Origin of the sequence: Paenibacillus sp. BT-177, from assembly GCF_025846815.2 — a bacterium.
Classification (GTDB): domain Bacteria; phylum Bacillota; class Bacilli; order Paenibacillales; family Paenibacillaceae; genus Paenibacillus; species Paenibacillus polymyxa_C.
In genome coordinates, this window is sequence record NZ_JAOYTP010000009.1 from 162,276 (window position 1) to 183,718 (window position 21,443).

The following is a 21,443-nucleotide window of genomic DNA, read 5'->3' on the forward strand; positions in this document are numbered from 1 at the left end:
CTACAGTAGGAAGAATGAGGAGGAGATACTTGAGCATGAAACATAAAAGACCGTTCAGGTTCAGTGGTGCTTCAAAAAAAGACGAGGACTGCAAACCACCAAGAGATAATAGAAGTATCGAAGCGCTTCTCAAGCTTATTAATGAATTGACTTCGATCGTCCCACTTGTATTCGCAAACCCTTCTGCGGCTAATGTATCTTTATTGCAACAGATTTTAAGACAATTGCTGTCTCTGGCGAAAAGTTTAAGACTTAGAAGCGGGGCTAAGGCAGATTTACTGGCGGCGTTGGAACTTGCTATTGTAGCATTAGAAGCCACACCTTTCTCTCCGATCAGCGTAGGTACTACATTACAGCAACTGCTGGATGCCCTATTGTCCATCGTTCTACAGGAATCCCTCAATTCAACTCTTAAAGACAGTTTAATCCGTGCAATCAGAACTGCGGGTACGACGGTTAGCAACGCACTAAGTGAACCGTATTTGTCAGGGGAGCCCGGCCCAGAAGGGCCTCCGGGACCTGTGGGGCCTGGTGGTGCGCCTGGTCCAGCAGGTGTGCCGGGCCCACCAGGACCTCCCGGACCTGTGGGGCCTGGCGGTGCGCCTGGTCCAGCAGGTGTACCGGGTCCACCAGGACCTCCCGGACCTGTAGGAGCCGCTGGGCCTATCGGAGCCGTCGGACCTGAAGGGCCTGCTGGGCCTGCCGGGGGTGTAACAGGCGCCACGGGCGCTACGGGCGCTGATGGTTTGGTGGGGCCCGCTGGAGCCACTGGACCGACTGGCGCTGATGGCCTGCCAGGCGCGGTTGGCGCGGCCGGGCCCGCTGGAGCCACTGGACCGACTGGCGCTGATGGCCTGCCGGGCGCGGTTGGTGCGGCCGGGCCCGCTGGAGCCACTGGACCGACTGGCGCTGATGGACTGCCGGGCGCGGTTGGTGCGGCTGGGCCTGCTGGAGCCACTGGACCGACCGGCGCTGATGGACTGCCAGGTGCGGTTGGCGCGGTCGGACCCGCTGGAGCTACGGGCGCTACAGGTGTTGGCGGAGCTACTGGAGCCACTGGGGTTACTGGAGCCACCGGTTCAGGGGCAATTATCCCGTTTGCCTCCGGTGGTCCTGCTATACTGACAACCGTTCTTGGCGGATTGGTAGGAACCACAAGTTTGATTGGTTTCGGAAGCTCAGCTACAGGTATTGGCCTTGTAAATGGGGTTATAGACCTCACAGGCACGCTTGTAGGACCACTCATTAACTTTGCTTTTTCCGTTCCACGGGGGGGTGTAATCACATCCATTACCGGATATTTCAGTACAACTGCTGCTCTAACCCTCTTAGGATCATCCGTTAGCATTACTGCCCAGTTGTTTAGTTCCCCGACACCTAATAACACCTTTATAGCCGTTCCCGGAGCTACCGTTACATTGACTCCCCCACTAACTGACATCGTTGCTTTAGGAACGACTTCTAGTGGTATTGCTACTGGATTGGCTATACCCGTAACCGCGCAAACCCGTCTGCTTATGGTTTTCTCTGCCACTGCGACAGGCGTTTCCCTCGTCAACACCGTGGTGGGTTACGCAAGTGCAGGTGTCACTATTACCTGATCCAAAACAAAAAGGGCCCTGCAGGATTGTTCCTGTCGAGCCCTTTTTATGCTTTCCCTCACATGAATTAAACCGTCTCAAGCGATATTTTCACTACTTCTCCCTCTTCACAGACGGCGAACGTTTTAATTTGTCCGTGGTCAGGCTCTTGAACGAGGCCTGTTTGCAAATCAATTTTCCAGTCATACAAAGGATCATAAATATAATGACCAGATACTATTGCCTCTGTAAGAGGACCCCCCTTAGGGTGAGGATTACTATTTTCAACAGCATACAGCTTATTCTCCGAAGTGCGGAAAACAGCAATTTCAGCACCTTTGACGTAGATAGTGCGTCCTATTCTGAGCGGAAAATCCTTGCTATGACCGACAACAAGCCATTCGGCATTCTTGATCATTTGCTTGCTCACTTCCTTCCTCAGGCATTTTTAGATGCAATTTTACACAATAGACGGAGTGACAGCCTCAAATAGATTCTTGCGTGTATCCTCATCATGGATGATTTTTTTCCATGGGTCTTCGACCTGTTGTAATGCAAATTCAACGCGTTCTACTAAAGCTTGTCGATTAGCTGTATCGTTAACGACAGCCTTCTGAATCTCTTCCAGACCGATCCGTTCCACCCACTCCGAAGTACGTTCCAGGTATTGTCCTGTTTCCCTGTAGAATTGCATTACGGCTCCTACAATATCAATCAGTTCAGCGTCGGTTTTTACTTTACAAAGTGAATCAGCCAACCGTGCTTTAATACCGCCGTTTCCACCGACAAAGATCTCCCAGCCCCCATCATTGCCTACGATTCCGATATCCTTCGTACATGATTCCGCACAGTTGCGTGGACATCCATTAACCGCTAATTTGAATTTTGCCGGGAAATCCAATCGTTCGAATTTCCGTTCCAGTACTTCTCCCATGCCCATCGAGTCCTGTGTACCAAAACGACAAAATTGCGATCCAACACAGGTTTTAACCGTACGAAGTGACTTCGCGTACGCATATCCCGAAGGCATATCAAGTTCTTCCCACACTTTAGGCAGATCCTCTTTACGTACACCAATCAAATCCAGCCGTTGTCCCCCAGTTACTTTTACAACTTTAACGTTGTATTTAAGCGATACATCAGCTATTTTCTTCAAATCTTCTGGAGTCGTTACCCCGCCGTACATTCTTGGCACCACTGTAAACGTTCCATCCTTTTGAATGTTCGCGTGCAATCGCTCATTTACAAATCGGGAATCTCCCTCATTTTCATAGGTATCAGGGTTAATCATACCCAAGTAATAATTCAGCGCCGGACGGCATTTGGAGCATCCTTCATCATTATGCCAACCCAGTACATTCATCACTTCACGCGTAGTTGTGAGCCCTTTGGTTTTGATCGCTTCAACAATCTCGTCCCGGCTCAAGGTTGTGCAGCCACATATTCCTTGCTTGGCTGACGTTTTAAAGCTGTCTCCAAGAACATATTGCAAAATTTGCTCAACAACGGGCTTACATCCTCCGCAAGAACGCGTAGCTCCGGTACATGCCTTAATTTCATCAACGGTGGTTAGTCCATTTTCATTGATTGCTTCCACAATTGCCTTTTTAGTCACACCGTTACAACCGCAGACAATTTCATCGTCCGCCATGGTTTCAACGGATGACGTTTTCGCCCCGTGATTGCCGCATCCAGTACCCATGATCTGTCCATAGATCTCATCTGTCATTTCCGTTTGCTGACGCACATATTTTTGCAGACTAGCAGATTCGCTCACATCGCCAAACAGTACAGTCCCCACAATTTTATTATCACGAAGCAGTACTTTTTTGTATGTGCGCTTCCACTCATCCTTTGCCACAATCACCGTATGTTCAGGCTGAGTTATGAATTCGCCAGCTGAGAAAACATCTACCCCTGAAATTTTAAGCTTGGTGGAAACTACCGATCCTGCATAGCCTTCAGTATCCACGCCTGCCAAATGCTTGGCAATCACACTTCCCTGTTCAAACAGCGGAGCTACCAGACCGTAGCAGATTCCACGGTGCTCAACACATTCCCCTACGGCATATACATCCGGCAAGGATGTTCTCATCAAATCATCGACCACAATCCCGCGGTTCGTTTCCATACCACTTTCCACAGCTACCTGGATATTAGGCTTGATTCCGACGGCCATTACGACCAAATCCGCTTCCAGCTCGCTTCCATCCGAGAAGCGCAGTCCTTGTACCCGATCTTGACCGTACACCTCTGCAGTTTGCATTTGCATAGCAAACTTAATTCCCTGGCGTTCCAGCTCTGCTTTCAACATCGCAGAAGCTTCCCGGTCTAGCTGACGTTCCATCAAATCTTCCATTAAATGAACGACCGTAACATCCATCCCCAGGTTGACCAGGCCTTTAGCTGCTTCCAGCCCCAATAGACCTCCGCCAATGACAGCCGCCTTTTTGTAGGTTTTCGCTGCTTCCAGCATTTCCGAGCAATCGGCGATATCTCGGAAACCAATAACGCCCGGTAATTCTTTACCCGGAATAGGCAGAATAAACGACTGTGAGCCAGTGGCCACCAAAGCCACATCGTAATCAATTACCAGTCCGTCCTCGGTGCGAATCTTCTTGTGCTCACCGTCGATGCTTTTAACCATTTTTCCTGTATATAAAGTAATCCCTTGATCCGCATACCATTGCAAATCGTTCAGTATGATATCATCTATTGTTTTACTACCTTCCAACACATAAGAGAGCATGATCCTGTTATAGTTCGGATGTGGCTCACTTCCCAGGACTGTAATTTCATATTTATCTGTTAATTTTAAAATTTGTTCGACCGTATTGATACCAGCCATCCCGTTCCCTATAACCACAAGCTTCTTTTTACTGTTTATCATATACCGGTTCCTCCATTCATTCGACGCTACTTCCTATCCGACGACATCTCTACGTTTCTAATGAATATTGTTTATGCTTCTATTCTAATACAGCAGATAGGTCTATATGTGATTTCGATCACAATGTAGTTAAAATTATGAATATTTAGGGATTTCCCTATTCTATTTCAAGGGATTAAGGTAAGGACCGGAAATCATAGCAGTGTCATCGAAAGAATCTTTCCAATTCATGCGTAAATACAACCGTTATAAGGAATACTTTATGAACAACTTGTATCTTATGGGAAAACGAATTGAATTGTTTGGAGGTAATCAGCATGTGGTCTAAAATCATTTCTTATCTTCCTAGCTGGAGTACACTCTTTCAAGCTGGCCTCGCGTTGATTATTCCTTTAGGAATTTATTATATAAACACCTCGATTTATTCGTTTGTCGGCAGTAAGGGAGCCAAATCCAAACACTCTTCCAGTCATCCGCTCTCTAATAAACATAACGAAGGGCACATGGATCAGCAGCATGAACCGAGCTCTAAAATTACAGGAAATTATGATTCCGACTTACAGGCAATTCGTGAAGCTATAGGCGAAAATAGTGATGTGCATTTTCGTGAGTTTGTGGTAAAGAAATTTCATGCTCGGTCCGTGTTAGTCTTCATAGAAGGTATGCAGGATGAAAAACTTATGAGCAAGCAGGTATTGGAGGTCTTGATGTTTGAAGGCCAGCAGCAGGGTCAGGATCAGCAGGAACAACCGGAAGGTTTAAGTAACTCTTTTATAAAAGAAAGCCTGATGCCACTTACGCAAATTAGTGAAGTTACCCGTATGGAGGAACTGTACGAGTTCATCCTTTTAGGTCATACCGCCCTATTAATTGAAGGAATGAAGGAAGCGCTACTGGTCGGCCCTCCTAATGGCGCTATTCGCTCCGTCAATGAACCAACCTCTGAAGCATTGCTTCGGGGTCCCAGAATCGGTTTTACGGAAGTATTGAGTGAAAACACTTCGATGCTTCGACGCCAGGGTTTAAATAAAAGTCTGGAAATGAAGAAATTCCAAGTGGGCAGCAGAATCAAAAAAGATCTGGTTATCGCGTATATAAAGGATATTGTGAATCCAGACCTTCTTGAAGAAGTAAGCCGCAGAATATCAAAAATAGACATGGATTTTTTACCTGAATCCGGGTATGTGGAACAACTCATCGAAGACAATTATTTAAGTCCATTCCAACAGGCTCATAATACAGAGCGTCCTGACCGTGTTATTAATGCTTTGTTGGAGGGAAGAATAGCGATCTTACTGGATGGAACTCCTTTTGCACTTATTGTCCCGGTGACCTTCAGTATGCTGCTTCAATCTCCCGAGGACTATTATGAACGATGGATTCCGGGGACACTATTACGTCTGCTACGGTTTAGCGGGGCTTTTATAGCGCTTATGGGGCCTGCTCTGTACATTTCTTTTATATCGTTTCATCCCGGTTTAATTCCGACCAAGCTGGTCATTAGCATTATCGGAACCCGTCAAGGCGTCCCTTTCCCATCCGTTATAGAAGTCATGATTTTGGAAATCTCTATCGAAATTCTACGAGAGGCTGGCATTCGCCTGCCCAAACCCATTGGCCCTGCGATGGGCATTGTGGGAGGCTTGGTCATCGGTGATGCTGCTGTCAATGCGGGCATCGTTAGTCCCTTCCTTGTGATTGTAGTTGCAGTTACTGCCATTTCATCGTTTTCGATACCAACATATAGTGCGGGCATTACCCTGCGCCTTTTGCGTTTTGTCGGAATGTTCTTTGCAGCAATGCTGGGCATGTTTGGAACCATATTGTTCTTTCTTTTAATTTGTATCCATCTGACGAAGTTGAAAAGCTTTGGTGTACCATATGTAACTCCCTTTTCCCCTATGCGTCTAAGCGATTGGAAGGATCTGTACATCCGGGCTCCTATGTCTCTGATGAAACGAAGACCTGTCATGATGAAAACGCAGCAACGCAAACGCAGATCATGATGCCCAAAACGAAGGAGGAGCTACTGTGTTTAGACGCTCTGATGATAAGATCACAACTAAGCAAGGGGCTGTATTCCTGACCAATACCGTATTAGGCGCAGGGATCTTGACACTGCCGAGAGGTGTAACTGAACAAGTACAGACTCCTGATGCATGGCTTTCTGTCCTCATCGGTGGAGCTATTGTTATCTTCGTCGTCTGGATCATGGTGAAATTAAGTCAACAGTTTCCTAGAAACACCATGTATCAATACTCCAAAAGAATTATAGGCACTGTTCCGGGAGGATTCTTAAGCGTGCTATTAATTATATACTTTATAATCATAGCCGGCTTTGAGATCCGTGTGTTAGCCGAAGTAACCATGTTTTTTCTACTTGAAGGTACACCCATCTGGGCGATTGTGATTCCATTCATTTGGGTTGGTAGTTATTTGGTGTTTGGAGGCATTAATTCCATCGCGCGGCTGTACCAAATTGTACTTCCAATCAGTCTCTTCTTTCTGCTTTTCTGTTTTCTCTTTAGCTTAAGAATATTTGAAATTGATCATCTTCGTCCTGTATTGAGTGACGGGATATTACCCGTCATCAAAGGGCTAAAATCGACTATTCTTGTCTTCTCTGGATGTGAAGTCGTCATGACACTGGTCGCTTTTTTGCAGCACCCCGAAAAAGCATTTAAGGCCATGGCAGTGGGCATCAGTATCCCATTAGTTTTGTATTTTTTGACCGTAGTTATGGTGATCGGCGGGCTATCGGTAGATTCTACTGTAACAAGTACTTGGCCTACCATTAATTTGATGCGCAGTTTTGAGATCCCCGGATTTCTTTTTGAACGTCTGGAGTTTCCACTGCTGGTGATCTGGGTGATGCAGATGTTTTGTAATTTCTGTAGTTTTTTCTTCAATGCTTCCTTAGGTGTCTCACAGGTATTTGGTCTTAAATATCGTTATGCGATTTTCGGCTTAATCCCGTTTATCTTTATTTCCACGATGACTCCTGTTCGTATGACTGAAGTGTTTAGCCTTGGCGATGAGATCGGATACATGGGAATCGTATTATTTTTTCTGATCCCGGTACTTCTCTCCATCGTTTTTATGATCAGGAAGAAGGGAATGAAGCAAAATGTGTAGACGATCTTTCCTATCCTTGCTGCTTGCTTTCATTCTGCTGGTGACTCAAGTCGGCTGCTGGAGCAGCAAGGAAGTAGAGGAGCTTAGCATATATACAGGATTGGCTCTCGATAAGGGAGAGCTCAGTCCATTGGAACAGGATCTGGAGAAGAAAGGCAGCCGTTACTTCAAGAAAAATACAATTACGACCAGCGTACAAATCGTCCCCAAAAAATCATCCGGAAGCACAAACCAACAAGGCGGCGACGGTGGACAAGAGCTAAACTATGTAAATATAGCTGGCACCGGTGATTCTTTACTTGAAATCTTCCGACAGCTCTCTCTCCGTTTGGATCGCCCCGTTATTGGTCACCACCTAAAAGTCATCGTGGTTTCCACCGAATTGGCAAAACTTCAAACGATGCAACAATTGATGGATTTTGTGCTACGTGATAATGATATTCGTCCAAGTTGTATGGTTTTCTTAAGTAAGGATCGAGCAGCCAACACCTTAGTTACCAAATATACAGGCGAAATTCCGTCTATTCATATTCTGAATATGCTTCGTAACCATTTTAGAACCAGCAAGGTAATGAGGGGGGTCAATTTGTCTGAATTGGATGGGTTAATGCACTCCAAAAAAAGCTATATACTGCAAAACATTACTGAATCTAAGGGAGAATTAGAATTTTCAGGTGCCGGCATTATTAGAGGGGAAACCGGTCACTGGATTGGTGCTTTGGGACAACAAGATGTGGAGAGTATTGGATGGATTACAGGTGATGTTGAGGGCGGAGCTGTCAAAACGTATGACAAGCGAAATGAAGCCATAACTTATGAAATCAAATCGGTAAAAAGTAAAATAACAACTAAAGTGGGCAAGGACGACGACATCTCCTTTCACGTAAAAATTGAATCCAAAGGGCGTTTAATCGAAAACTGGGATGAGAAGGTAGACCCGACTGAGACGCGGAACATGAAAGAAGCTGAGCAAGAGTTTGAAAAACAAGTGACTAGAAGGATTAAGTCTCTTATGCACAAATTACAATCCGAATATAAAGTCGATGTTGCCGGCTTTGGTGATCACCTGAAAATTGATAAACCACAGGTGTGGAAAAAAGTAAAAGATGATTGGGATTATAAGTTCAGTAAAATCCCTGTAACCTTCGATATTAAGCTAACCATTACGGATTTAGGTTCCTCTGCCGAATAGTTAAAATTTACCTTGGAGTTAACAAAGAACCCCTCTTCTTAGAAGAGGGGTTTTCCACCACAGTGAACTATTCCGATTTAATCTCTCGTCCTTGGATCAATTCTAATGGGTCAGCTTAAAAAATCAGATCTTCTCTCTTCATCGTGGGAACGTCTGGCAAAATCGACGAATTGGAATTTGTCCAGTCGATGCCTTGATTCGGTATACTGGAACAATGTGGTGTCTTCCAGATAAACATAGTTACGTACTACAACCACATGAGTATAGTTCTGGAGGTCCATCAGCTTACGGTCTTCTTCATCTGCATCTTCTACAGAAACGACTTTTTTAGCATAACTGATTGGAAGATGGAGCTCCCCCTCCAGATATTCGTAGATAGATTCACGACTAATTTCCTCGGTAAGCACGGGTACAATGTCTGATCGAAAGTAGTCTTTATCCAGTATGACACATTCACCTTCAATTTCACGCGCACGAATGACTTCCCAGACCAAATACTTGTCTTTGTCAATCTCAAGATGAGTAGCTATGTCATCTGGAACGGGAATCAACTGATTTTTATGAACAATCGTTTGTGATTTACGTCCAATCCGCTCAGACATTTCTTTGAAACTGACCAATCCCCCTATAGGAAAATCCATCCGTCCGATATCCAGAACAAAAGATCCTTTAGCCTTTATTTTATGGATATACCCATTTTGTGCAAGCAAGTGAAGTGCCTTACGCACAGTCTCACGAGAAGTGTTATACTCCCGGGCCAATTCATTTTCAGAGGGCATTTTCGAACCAGGAGCCAATTCGCCTGTCTGGATTCGCCCCGAGTACTCTTGATAAATTTGCAAAAATATATTCTTAGTCAATTTTCATCACCACGTTTATTGTAGCATTCTTTCACTGACCAAGTTACTAAATTAGGCTAGCAGGGATGAATCTGACTTAATTCGTTTTGTCTGATGAAGAATTCAAATGAATTCTCATTAAGACATATTGCAAATCGTTCGCCTCACCTGGCAATTCCTCAATCGATTCAATCATACTCTGCCCTTCGGGAACAATGACCGGTGTAATGATAGGATACCCTGATTTCTGGATCAGCTCACGGTCAAATTCCATCAGTAGCTGTCCTTGCTCCACATTTTGACCTGTTTCCACATGCATGGTGAATCCTTCTCCCTTTAATGACACCGTGTTGATTCCTACATGCACCAGAATCTGCACACCTGTTGGATGCTCCAAAATCAAGGCATGCTTGCTTTTCACCATGATGTGAATGACTTTTCCACTGAAAGGGGCAAGAATCCGACCATCCTTCGGTTCCACTGCAATTCCTTGCCCCATCTGCCGTTCGGCAAAAGCCGGATCAGGAACCTGTTCTAATGGCACAACATGTCCTAGTACCGGAGTCTTTACTTCAAGCACATCCAGTGCAGAATTTTGTTGGTCCGAATTTTTCCGTATGGAGTCATTAGCTGGTGTAGCTGGAGTCTGACGACGCTTATTGAGCAGCTTCCCATACATAAAGGTTAAAGCAAACGGCACAATCAATACGATCGCCATCCCAACGAAGAATACCCCCCAGTTGTTTGGGAAAATAGACAGGAAGCCTGGAATCCCTCCCACACCAATGGAAGAAGCCAACACATGATTTACGGTGAGCAGTATACCTGCGATACCGGAACCGATCATTCCGAATACGAACGGATATTTATACCGAATATTCACCCCGAATATGGCAGGCTCGGTTACACCCAGAAAAGCAGACACGGAAGAGGTAAGAGCCAATCCTTTTCCCTTTTGCTCCTTCAATACCAACATCATTGCCAGTGCCCCGGCCCCCTGAGCGATATTGGACAGGGCCAGCATCGGCCATAGGAACGTTCCACCCTGTGTACCAATTAATTGCACGTCCACCGCCAGGAAAGTATGATGCATTCCCGTGATCACGAGCAAGGCGTAAAAACCTCCATAAATCAGACCACCCAGCGCAGGAGCCAAATCGAAAACGTATACAAGACCAGTCGTAATCGCATTACCAATCATAAAAGTAACCGGACCGATCACTGTAAAGGCAAGAAATCCCGTGATTAATAATGTAATCGGTGCTACGAGCAACAGCTTAAATGAATCCGCTATCTTTTTATTTAGGAATTTCTCAATTTGTGCGAGCACGTAAGCGGATACCAAAACGGGTAAAACCTGTCCTTGATAACCAATCTTATTCACTTCCCAACCAAACAAATCCCAAACTGGAACAGTTCCTTTGGTAACGGCATCCGCATAACTGTATGCACTTAGCAGATCTGGATGAACTAGAATCAAACCGAGTACAATCCCGAGTAAAGGACTACCGCCAAACCTAACAACGGCCGACCATCCAATCAAGGCAGGTAGGAATGTAAAAGCGGTACTGGCAATGGTGTTAATAATAGACGCAAAGTCAGTCCATTGAGGATAGACCTGTACCAGAGCCATTCCTTCGAAAAAGATTCCCTTTCCAGTCAAAATATTATTGATCCCAAGCAATAAGCCTGCAGTCACAATTGCGGGCAAAATAGGAATAAAGATATCTGCCAGCGTCTTGATGGCACGCTGAATCGGGTTTTGTTTTTTACTAGCGGCGTTTTTAACATCGTCCTTAGAAGCCCGACTGCCTCCTGTAATGGAGATCATTTCGTCATATACCTTATCCACTAGACCTGGGCCAATCACGACCTGATACTGTCCTTGTGAAGAAAATTGGCCTTTGACCAGATCATTTTGTTCGAGTGCATCTTTATCGACCAACTTATCATCATACAGGGCAAATCGCAGACGAGTTACGCAATGCGTAGAGGCCTCTATGTTGTCTTTACCACCAACGGCTTTTATAATGTCTTCCACCTGTGCTCTTTCAATCGCCATCTAGTCCACTCCCTCGACGTTTGCTCATTTTTAAAGCAGCACCCCGGCTTAAAAATGAATGTACTACCGGGGTGCTACTGGATATTTCCATACTATTCACTAAGGTTAACGAACAATCCACATATAGGAAGCATACGGAGTCAAAGAGACCACCTGATTTAGCTGCGGAGCATGCTGGGTATTACCGATTAAAAGCTCAGCCGCTGCTACTGCTTGATTATCTAATGATAAATAAAATGAATCGGGAATACGGAATTGTACATCCTGCCCACTAAAATTAGAGATGACGACCAAAGTCTCCTGTTCATTGCTGCGTTGATATGCGTAGACCTGAGGATGAGCTTCGTCCAAACGTTGATAATCCCCATCGGTGATAACCTGTACCGTCTTACGCAGACGAATCAGCTTACGGTAATGGTTGTAGATCGAGTTCGGGTCCTCTAACTGGGACTGAACGTTGATCTGTGGATATCGTTCATCTACCTTAATCCAAGGCGTGCCTGTAGTGAAACCTGCATTGCGAGTATTATCCCACTGCATCGGTGTCCTCGAATTATCACGGGACCGCTCTCGAATGATATCCAATGCTTCCTCTGCACTTTTGCCTTGCTCCTGTAAGATACAATACATATTCAGCGATTCAACATCCCGAAATTCTTCAATATCTGACCACTGCGGATTGGGCATTCCAATCTCTTCACCTTGAAATATATAAGGTGTTCCCTGAAGTCCATGTAACGTGGTGGCCAGTAGCTTGGCGCTTTCGGCATGGTATTCATCATCATCCAAAAAGCGAGAGATCGCTCTTGGCTGATCATGATTGTTTAAAAACAATGCACTCCAGCCGCCACCCTGTTGCATGCCAATCTGCCAATCTGAGAATAGCTTTTTCAGCATTTCAAAATCATAAGGCATGAGTTCCCACTTTTGCCCATTAGGATAATCCACCTTCAAATGATGAAAATTAAAGGTCATGGATAATTCTTTTCTGTCTGGATTGGAATAACGGATACAATGATCCAGTGAGGTGGAGGACATCTCCCCTACAGTGACGCTGTTATATGTTGAGAATACTTTCTCATGTAATTCATGAAGGTATTCATGCACATGCGGACCATCCGTATAATACTTACGCCCGTCCCCAGGAGCCGTGCTTCCATCATCGTCCGAGAATTGCCGATCCTTGGAGATCAAATTAATGACATCGAGTCGGAAGCCACTAACTCCCTTCTCAGCCCAAAATTCCAACACATTAACAACTTCTTGACGGACTTTGGGATTTTCCCAGTTTAAATCCGCCTGCGTCTTATCAAACAGTGTCAAGAAGTATTGGTTAGTCGCCTCGTCATACTGCCAAGCCGGTCCACCAAACTTGGAAATCCAGTTGTTCGGAGGTCCTCCATCGGGTGCTGGGTCACGCCAGATATAATAGTTCCTGTACTCATTATCCTTAGAAAGCCGCGCCTGCTGAAACCAGACATGCTCTGTGGAAGAATGGTTAACCACGATGTCGATCATCAAGTGCATCCCACGCGCCCGAATTTCCTGACTCAATTCTTCAAAATCCTGCATTGTTCCATAATCAGGATTAATCCGGCAATAATCGGCTACATCATACCCGTTATCACGCTGTGGCGAGACATATACAGGCTGCAACCAGATAATATCAACACCCAGTCCTTGCAGATAATCCAGCTTTTGTGTCAGTCCTCTTATATCACCGGTTCCTTTGCCCGTCGTATCGTTAAAACTTTTGGGATAAACCTGATAGACGACCGATTTGCGCCACCAGTCCTTATCTTGAGGAATTAAAGCCTTGTTCATTGCTTCCATTCATGCTCATTCCTTTCTTGCGAAATGAAGTAGCGTAAAAGAATTTATTATAACGCTTTCAACTTCTTGTATATACAAGATTAAATCATGTATATACAAGTTGTCAATATACTTTATGTATATAAGGTAATACCCGTTTTACGGCTAAACGATCAGGGAACTCATCCATTCTGTCCGGATTATATTTCATGAATCTTTGAATAAGCTCTGTTCACACGAAAAAGGCTCCTGCTTATAAGTCAGGAACCTCTCTTTAAAATCGTGAATACGGTATTTATTTAAATCCATATGGATAGTGCACTATAAAGGAGCAATAAGGCCATTATGATATTGAAGGAGCGCTCATACTTATTCAAGAAGCGCTGGAACATAGCTCCGAAAATCGCCCAGCACATTACAGCTACAAAACCAATACAGGTCAGGAGTAACGAGATCGTAAACATTGTCATATACGACACATCATACGGCATAACAAACGTTGAAATGACCGTAATACCATACAAAATGATTTTTAAATTGATAAATTGCAGCAGCAGTCCTGATTTGAAGGAATATCCTTCATTGTGGTCATTATCCTCCGAAGTAGATTTGCTCTTTGCTATTTTTACTGCCAGATAAAGCATGTACAGACTACCAAGAACATTCATCCAGATTTTAACCCGAGGCAAGAAATGATATAAAGCAAGATTAAAATAGCAGGCTAACAACATAATGGCGAAACAGCCTGCTGTTACTCCCAGTAAGAATGGAAAAGCTCTCTTCAAACCTAACCGCCTGGCACTGTCCAATGACATAATATTGTTGGGGCCTGGCGTAAAGCTAGTAACAAGCACATAAGATAAAAATGGAATAAACGGCATGCAACAATCAACTCCAGTGTGTTATAATTGAATGAAATGTACGTTGAAACGCACATTTGTACTTCATGATTGTACATCATGTTCTTTATATAGCACAATAGGGAGCGGAAAAATGATGGAGAATATTAATTTGATTTTAAGTAAAAATTTAAAGCATCTAAGAAATGAAAGAAAATTGAGTTTAGATAAATTAGCTGACCTGACGGGGATCAGTAAAACAATGCTCGGCCAGATTGAACGTGGAGAATCAAATCCTTCGATTACAACGGTATGGAAAATTGCGAACGGCTTGAAAATATCATTCACTGCCCTGATTAGCGAACCGCCTGCCGATGCCGTAGTCGTTCCTAAAAGCAAAGTACAAGTGCTTGAAGAAAGCAATCACTATCGTTTGTATCCGTTTTTCCCCTATGAAGGAAACAGAAATTTTGAGGTTTACACCGTAGAGATTGAAACAGGCGGGGAACTGAGTTCCGCCCCTCACCGTGAGGGTACTGAAGAATTTATTACCGTATTTGAGGGTGAAATGGTGGTAAAAGTCAGCGAAGAAACGTACACGGTGAAAGCCGGAGATTCGATACGCTTTAAAGCAGACCGTCCGCACATATACTATAATTTAGGAGAAACGCTGGTAAGGATGAATATGATCATTTATTACTCTGTATAATAGTTCAATTCTTGAAGAGCATATATGTAAAAGTCCTTAAATATAAAAGATCCTATTAAAATAAGAGGCTCTTTTAATAGGATCTTTGGTACAAATCATAAATGATTAACCTGTTTGTTGTTTAGGAGATTTCAACTTGCTTGATTATTCGTGCCGGATTCCCAGCTACAATCATATGATCTGGAACATCTTTGGTTACGACCGCTCCTGATGCCACTACGACGTTATTACCTATCGTAACACCGGGATTAATAACCGCCCTGCCGCCAATCCATACATTATTGCCAATCGTTACAGGCTTTCCATACTCTGGACCAGCAATTCGTTCAAATGGATCAATGGGGTGAGTCGCTGTGTAAATATGGACTCCCGGAGCCAGAAAACAATTATCTCCAATACGCACCTCGCATACATCCAAAATGGTACAGTCAAAGTTGGCATAGAAATTTTCCCCAACATGGATGTTGTATCCGTAGTCACAGCGTATGTTGGGTTCCATGCTTATATTTTCACCTGTGGAACCGAAAAGCTCCTTAAGTAACTTTTCACGGTACTCACTATCCGCCTCAGTCGTCTGATTAAAGAGACGTACACATCTTCTCGCATACTCTCTTTCACTCGTTAATTGAGGATCAGCTGCTACATACAGTTCCCCATCCAGCATCTTTTGTTTTTCCGTTTTCATAGACATGCGACAATCCCCTTTATATTTTAATCTTATTTCTTATCTTTCATCCCCACAGGCTGGGCAGCACCCGATGAATCACAACGGGTAGGTGTAGTGCCGCTGCTCCAGAACCGATGATAGCTTCTACAAGTGTCCCCATACTAAACGAACCGTGAAAGGCGGGCAAAAGCATTTTATTCAACTGATTTTCTACCGCAGAACCTTCGACATTAAGAGCTACTTCAGCTGTACCATAGCCACCACCAAAGATGACCAAACCAACAAACACCATGCTCGTGAGCGAAAATGCAGTTCCCAACCCTACAATGACAAAACCAATCACAATCAAAAGCGCACTTCCCAGAATGACCGACCGTCCACCTATACGAGAAATAACATTGCCCGCACTAAGTAGTCCCAATAAGGAACCCACAGCTAATCCAAAAATAATAATCCCCATTCCGGCAGTCGAGACATGCAAAATATCGCTTATGACAGGCGTGCGGGACACCCAGGATGCAAAAGCTATACCCGGTAAAGCGAATAAAACAAATAAAACATTGCGAACTATCCTAGGATTCATGGAGGGTTCTACTGTCATCGCTTAGCTCCTTAACGATACTTTTTATAGAACTTTTAATAAGTAGTATTATAATAAATTATTCTATTTGCATCCAGCACTATTTGTCAACCTGGGCGGTATGATAAAGCTAAGGGCAGGCGCCTCTCGTTTTCAATGTTTCATCATTACAATCTTTTTCTCCATCCCCCAAGTCACCCCAATCGCTTCGCATGTGACGTGTTAGGCCGACGAGTGGCTTCATATTCGCATGCGCCAAGTAAAGGCAGCGGTTAGTCTGGTAAAACCAGTTCCTACAATAATGGATCTATACATCTCTCTTCCTCCGTCAATCCTCTTCGTTTTCTCCTCAAAAGCATTATGATGATCGGTTTCGTATATATACCTTACATAAACATTCAATAATGAAAAAAGGAATGCTTCCTTGTCCGTTTACTTAGACTAGAAGCATTCCTTTTATTTTTAATGTTACGCTTGATGAAACGCTCCAATGCTAAGGCCAAACGCAGCTTCGTGAATCACTTCTCCAGTCGTTGGATGAGCAAAAACCGTTTGCGTGATTTGCTGTTCTGTCAGCTCATTGGCAATCGCCAATGTCAGGCTACTGATTAAAGATGATGCATCTGGACCAATAATCGATCCACCCACAATTTGTTGTGTCACATTATCCTTTATCAATTTAATAAAGCCTTCCGATTCATTCATCGTTAATGCTTTCCCATTGCTGGAGAACGAAACTTTGCTTACACTGAAATCCAATCCCTCTCGCTTGCATTGATCCTCTAATATACCAACACTTGCGATTTCGGGTGAAGTAAAGATGACATTTGGAATGGCGGCATAGTGCATACCTTCCGATCCACCCATGATGGCATCAATAGCCGTGATCCCCTGATGGGAGGCGACATGGGCAAGCTGCATAATATCCGTCACATCACCAATGGCATAGATATGTTCGACGTTTGTACGCATATATTCGTTAACGGCAATGCCTTTCCCTCGCTCATTGCGCTGGATACCCGCTTGTTCAATGTCCAGTCCATCCAAATTGGGCTCACGTCCAATCGCAACAAGCACTTTCTCGCTAACTAACAAATGCTCACCTTGTTTGTTTTCATAGGTGACAATAGCCTGTCCATTGTCCGCCTGTTGGATCTTAGATACCTTGGACTGGGTATGGATATGAATCCCAGCATTCTCTGCCGAATGTTTAATTTCTTCTGAAATGTCACTGTCAACCATGGTCAACAAACGATCCATAAATTCTACTACGTGAACCTCTACACCGAAATTGCGATAGATGAAAGCAAACTCCATACCAATCACACCACCGCCAATAATCGTAATACTTTTTGGTAGTTCAGTAGAGGCAAGGGCATCGGTACTATTCATTACAATGGGAAGATTGATGCCGGGAATATTCACTTTGGTAATTTTAGAACCTGTCGCAATAATGATATCGTTTGCTGTAACCTGGTAATTTCGTTGTCCTTTGACGCTTACTTGTGTCGCAGATAAAAAGGCTGCTTGACCGCGAATAATTTCAATATTATTTTTTTCCATTAAATAATCAATACCCGAAATCAATTTTCCTTTGATTTCATCTTTACGACGAATGACTTGTTTCATATCGACTTGAAGATCTGTTCCCGTATGAATACCAAACAAAGACGATTCCTTGATGTGGTGACAAATCTCAGAAGACTTCACCAGGGATTTAGTTGGAATACACCCTACATTAAGACAGGTGCCACCCAACCCCTCCTTTTCCACCAAGGCCACCTTTATTCCTTTTTTAGCGGCATAAATCGCTGCCACATACCCTCCTGGTCCAGCTCCAATAATTAGTAAATCCACGTTCTTATCCAGTGTAGGTTGTTCCATCTTAGTAGCCTGTGATGTTACTGTAGACGTCCCCTCTTCGGCAGCAGCGTCAATTGTAAACAAGACCTGATTAGAGGATACTTCGTCGCCTTCTTCAAAGTGGATTTTACTAATGCTTCCCTCGACAGTCGCTGTAATTTCTCGAACACCTTTTCCTGTCTCAACCTCAAGTAGTACATCCCCAAAGGAAACGTTTTGTCCGAGCTGGACGTGATTTCTGCTGGCTTTCCCCTTTTTTCCTCCAGGGATCATTGACATTTTAACTTCCATAATTCTCAAACTCCTTCACGACCAAAAGAGAATTTATTGAGCCCTTTTAGCGAATAGTTTAATGTCTGACTACGCCTGCTTGTACCAATTTAACCCCATTAGCCAAACAATCACCCACAGGACAAGTCTTTTCAACAAACGCTGCAAAAGCTTCTGCTTTTTCTTGGCTCTCTGTCGTTTTAAAGTGCATGACAAAACGAATTTCCTGAAATCCACATCGAACATCCGCTAGCCCCATGAACCCATCCGGGTCCAAATCTCCTTCCAGCTCTACATGGAATTCTTCATACGAAAACCCAAAGCCTTCGGCAAAAGCAGCAACAACGATCGACTGACATGCACCAAGCGCACACAAAAGTGCTTCAACCGGATTCATCGCTTTGTCGGTTCCACCAAAATCTTCAGGCTCATCCATCACAATTTTAAACCCTCTAGATTGAGCTTCCACCTGCAACCCTTCAGGTAATTTTTTTGCAGTAGCTTTAAATGTAGTTAACATAAATATAACCTCCCGTTTACTTTGTGAAAAAAATAACTTGATTCAGGGAAATTGTAGCACTCTTGGTTTTAAAAATCAATAGTTAGCTAAGTAATTTATTTTAGATGTTAAGAAAGTATCTGATATGATGAAAAGTACAAAGGTCTGTTATACTTAAGTTGATGTATAAGAAATATAGTTTAGTTGAATGGGTTGGTGTGGCCATGTTTAACTTAGAGAATTGTCTTGCTTTTATTACCAATCGTAGTGGAAAAATCTTTTCGGAAGCCTTGGAGAAAGAATTTCGGCCTTATAACATTACTAGGAGTCAATGGATTACGATGTATTATATCTATACACATAAATCCATGACTCAACGAGAACTTGCAGAAGAATTGTCGATTAAGGAGCCAAGTGTAGTGCGGCTGCTACAAAAACTAGAAGCCGAAGGGTATTTACTTCGAAGTATTGATGACACAGACAAACGAATGAAACAAATTCAATTATCCGATCTTGGTACGCAGGTTTGTCTTAAGCTTCTGCCGATTGCTGAGAAGTTTAAGCAAGACACCATTGCTGGGATCTCTCAAGACGATCTTCATACCTTTGAGAGTGTGCTTCAGAGAATGGTTGATAACACAAGGAAATAGCAAATATAGAAAAACGACCAAGAAAGGTACTTCCCTTGGTCGTTTTTCTTATAAAGCACGCATGTAATTGCTGTTTTTCACTTCTATACTTACTGGAAAAGTAGAAGTAAATGGTTAAGTAAGCACAGGAGTAGTAGCACATGGATATCTTATAATATATTTCATAAAGAAAGTACGTAAATGAAATCACGTTTCTAAGATCGGCTTGATTCCAAAAAAAAGGCACACCCCTTACTAAACTGTACCCTATAGAGTAGACACTTTAAAAAAGTCTCTCCGTAGGGTACTTTTTATATATCGAGAAAAATGGGAAGTGGAAACTGGAATGAGTAAAAGACATTTACAGAGAAAGAAATCGAACAGCTTTCTAACAATCTTTATGTTAAGTCAGTTACATCAAAAGGTATTACATATACGGATGAATTCAAGAAACTTTTTATTTCTGAAAATAAAAAGGGCAAGCTACCGAGGGCTATATTTGAGGAATGCGGATTTGAGGTACATGTAATCGGACTCCAACGAATACGATCCTCGGGAAAAAGATGGCGTGCAAGCTTCCGGGAAAACGGTGTCTTGGGTCTGCACGATACAAGGAGCCAATCATCTGGAAAACCCCTTAGAAGGGAACTGACACTGGAAGAAAAGAACGCCAGGCTTGAAGCGCAAAACGCCTTATTAAGAGCGGAGAACGAACTGTTAAAAAAGATCCGTATGGCGGAATGGGGGCTGAAAGACAAGTAGATTGGACACCTTGCCAGAAATATATTTTGATCCATACCGTTATCCGGAAATACGACCTTCATCGAATGGTGAACCATTTATGCAGAATGGCCGGGGTCTCCAAGAGTGGCTATTACAAGTACTGGTCTTCCAAATCAGCGGAAAAGCGGAAGCAACGAGAACAGGATGATGAACAGGTAAAAGAAACGATCCTGAAGGCCTTCCGTTTCAAAAGACGCAAGAAAGGGGCCCGTTCTATCAAGATGATATTAGAGGGCCAGTTTAAGGTTGTCTACAATTTGAAACGGATCCGGAGAATTATGAAGAAATACGGCATTGTATGTCCTTTCCGGAAGGCAAATCCCTATAAAAGGATGATGAAGGCGACTCAGGAACATCGGGTTGTTCCTAACCTTTTGAATAGGGAATTTAAGCAGGACATCCCCGGCAAGGTGTTACTGACAGAATTACTGACAGATATCACTTATTTATATTATGGTACAGGCAAGAAAGCTTATTTATCAACGATCAAGGACAGTTCAACCAATGAAATACTGGCTTATCATGTCTCAGAGAGAATCACTATGGACCTTGCGACGGACACTCTTCTAAAGCTGAAGAAAAATCGAAGATTTAAAAAAGCAAAGGGTGCCTTTATTCATTCGGATCAGGGAACACATTACACACATCCTGATTTTCAAAAGATGGTTAAGAAAATGGGGTTAAACCAGTCGATGTCTAGACGAGGAAACTGTTGGGATAACGCCCCCCAAGAATCCTTCTTTGGTCATTTTAAGGATGAGGCCTCCATCAAACCCTGTGCGACTATGGAAGAGCTAAGACGTGAAATTGATGACTATATGACTTATTACAACCATTACAGATACCAATGGAATTTAAAAAAGATGACCCCTGTTCAATACAGAGATCATCTTCAAGCAGCCTAGCCCTTTTTAAAATGTCCTTTACAGAGGGTACAGTTTATACTGGGATGTGCCTTTTTATCTCGCTTGGCGGCGTCCTACTCTCCCAGGACCCTGCGGTCCAAGTACCATCGGCGCTGGAGGGCTTAACGGTCGTGTTCGGGATGGGTACGTGTGGAACCCCTCCGCTATCGCCACCAAACATGAATTTGC

At 43.6% G+C, this 21,443-nt stretch carries 16 protein-coding genes, 1 rRNA gene and 1 pseudogene; 7 read left to right on the forward strand and 11 right to left on the reverse strand.

The features are described from left to right. Positions 1-35: 35 nt before the first annotated feature. Positions 36-1,601: an exosporium glycoprotein BclB-related protein gene (locus tag OIU26_RS21610; protein ID WP_264217967.1), complete on the forward strand. Its 1,566-nt coding sequence runs from the start codon at positions 36-38 to the stop codon at positions 1,599-1,601. A gap of 67 nt (positions 1,602-1,668) precedes the next feature. Here OIU26_RS21610 and nirD read toward each other — a convergent pair whose 3' ends face one another. Continuing rightward, on the reverse strand, positions 1,669-1,998 hold the full coding sequence (nirD, locus tag OIU26_RS21615) for a nitrite reductase small subunit NirD (RefSeq protein WP_264217968.1): 330 nt from the start codon (positions 1,996-1,998) through the stop codon (positions 1,669-1,671). Between the two features lie 42 nt (positions 1,999-2,040). Beyond that, positions 2,041-4,470 (reverse strand): nitrite reductase large subunit NirB, encoded by a 2,430-nt coding sequence (gene nirB / locus OIU26_RS21620; protein ID WP_264217969.1) that lies wholly within the window; start codon positions 4,468-4,470, stop codon positions 2,041-2,043. A gap of 317 nt (positions 4,471-4,787) precedes the next feature. Between nirB and OIU26_RS21625 the strand changes: the two genes are divergently transcribed. The 3 genes from OIU26_RS21625 to OIU26_RS21635 are packed head-to-tail and all read left to right on the forward strand — an operon-like array spanning position 4,788 to position 8,797. Then, entirely contained in the window at positions 4,788-6,476 is a 1,689-nt protein-coding gene (locus OIU26_RS21625; protein ID WP_165083007.1) for a spore germination protein, read from the forward strand. 25 nt (positions 6,477-6,501) lie between these two features. Then, the gene (locus OIU26_RS21630; RefSeq protein ID WP_165083009.1) at positions 6,502-7,605 is read left to right on the forward strand and encodes a GerAB/ArcD/ProY family transporter; all 1,104 of its coding nucleotides are present in this window, start codon (positions 6,502-6,504) and stop codon (positions 7,603-7,605) included. Next, positions 7,598-8,797, forward strand: coding sequence for a Ger(x)C family spore germination protein (locus OIU26_RS21635; RefSeq protein ID WP_264217970.1), 1,200 nt, complete (start codon positions 7,598-7,600; stop codon positions 8,795-8,797). The genes OIU26_RS21630 and OIU26_RS21635 overlap by 8 nt, the downstream gene beginning before the upstream one ends. 110 nt (positions 8,798-8,907) lie before the next feature. On the opposite strand, the gene treR is transcribed toward OIU26_RS21635, so the two are convergent. From treR to OIU26_RS21655, 4 genes are all read right to left on the reverse strand, one after another. After that, complete coding sequence (gene treR, locus OIU26_RS21640) at positions 8,908-9,657, reverse strand: trehalose operon repressor (protein ID WP_264217971.1); 750 nt, start codon at positions 9,655-9,657, stop codon at positions 8,908-8,910. Positions 9,658-9,733: 76 nt separating this feature from the next. Next, the gene (gene treP, locus OIU26_RS21645) at positions 9,734-11,698 is read right to left on the reverse strand and encodes a PTS system trehalose-specific EIIBC component (RefSeq protein WP_090737020.1); all 1,965 of its coding nucleotides are present in this window, start codon (positions 11,696-11,698) and stop codon (positions 9,734-9,736) included. Positions 11,699-11,803: 105 nt separating this feature from the next. Beyond that, positions 11,804-13,531 (reverse strand): alpha,alpha-phosphotrehalase, encoded by a 1,728-nt coding sequence (treC, locus tag OIU26_RS21650; RefSeq protein ID WP_264217972.1) that lies wholly within the window; start codon positions 13,529-13,531, stop codon positions 11,804-11,806. Between the two features lie 278 nt (positions 13,532-13,809). Beyond that, positions 13,810-14,391: a LysE family transporter gene (locus OIU26_RS21655; RefSeq protein WP_013369294.1), complete on the reverse strand. Its 582-nt coding sequence runs from the start codon at positions 14,389-14,391 to the stop codon at positions 13,810-13,812. A gap of 112 nt (positions 14,392-14,503) precedes the next feature. On the opposite strand from OIU26_RS21655, the gene OIU26_RS21660 reads away from it, so the two are divergent. After that, the gene (locus tag OIU26_RS21660; RefSeq protein ID WP_013369293.1) at positions 14,504-15,058 is read left to right on the forward strand and encodes a helix-turn-helix domain-containing protein; all 555 of its coding nucleotides are present in this window, start codon (positions 14,504-14,506) and stop codon (positions 15,056-15,058) included. Between the two features lie 121 nt (positions 15,059-15,179). Here OIU26_RS21660 and OIU26_RS21665 read toward each other — a convergent pair whose 3' ends face one another. The 4 genes and pseudogenes from OIU26_RS21665 to OIU26_RS21680 all read right to left on the reverse strand — a co-directional run bounded on the left by OIU26_RS21665 (position 15,180) and on the right by OIU26_RS21680 (position 18,958). After that, complete coding sequence (locus OIU26_RS21665; protein ID WP_165083017.1) at positions 15,180-15,749, reverse strand: sugar O-acetyltransferase; 570 nt, start codon at positions 15,747-15,749, stop codon at positions 15,180-15,182. A 73-nt stretch (positions 15,750-15,822) separates the two neighbouring features. After that, positions 15,823-16,308, reverse strand: a pseudogene (locus OIU26_RS21670) (MFS transporter); the annotation flags it as partial. A 465-nt stretch (positions 16,309-16,773) separates the two neighbouring features. After that, positions 16,774-18,459 carry a dihydrolipoyl dehydrogenase gene (gene lpdA / locus OIU26_RS21675; protein WP_264217974.1) on the reverse strand — a complete coding sequence of 562 codons (1,686 nt, stop codon included), beginning with the start codon at positions 18,457-18,459 and terminating at the stop codon, positions 16,774-16,776. A 58-nt stretch (positions 18,460-18,517) separates the two neighbouring features. Beyond that, positions 18,518-18,958 (reverse strand): OsmC family protein, encoded by a 441-nt coding sequence (locus OIU26_RS21680; protein WP_025675711.1) that lies wholly within the window; start codon positions 18,956-18,958, stop codon positions 18,518-18,520. 203 nt (positions 18,959-19,161) lie between these two features. Here OIU26_RS21680 and OIU26_RS21685 point away from each other — a divergent pair, with 203 nt between their 5' ends. Continuing rightward, a complete protein-coding gene (locus OIU26_RS21685) occupies positions 19,162-19,587 on the forward strand; it encodes a MarR family winged helix-turn-helix transcriptional regulator (RefSeq protein WP_165083020.1) in 426 nt (141 codons plus the stop codon). Between the two features lie 354 nt (positions 19,588-19,941). Next, positions 19,942-21,254, forward strand: a protein-coding gene (locus tag OIU26_RS21690; protein ID WP_436449189.1) for an IS3 family transposase whose coding sequence is annotated in 2 segments (ribosomal slippage) — positions 19,942-20,302 and positions 20,302-21,254 — 1,314 coding nt in all. Because the reading frame shifts where the segments join, the coding sequence is not laid out codon by codon here. Positions 21,255-21,315: 61 nt separating this feature from the next. On the opposite strand, the gene rrf is transcribed toward OIU26_RS21690, so the two are convergent. Continuing rightward, positions 21,316-21,432 (reverse strand): 5S ribosomal RNA (gene rrf, locus OIU26_RS21695). Between the last annotated feature and the right edge of the window lie 11 nt (positions 21,433-21,443).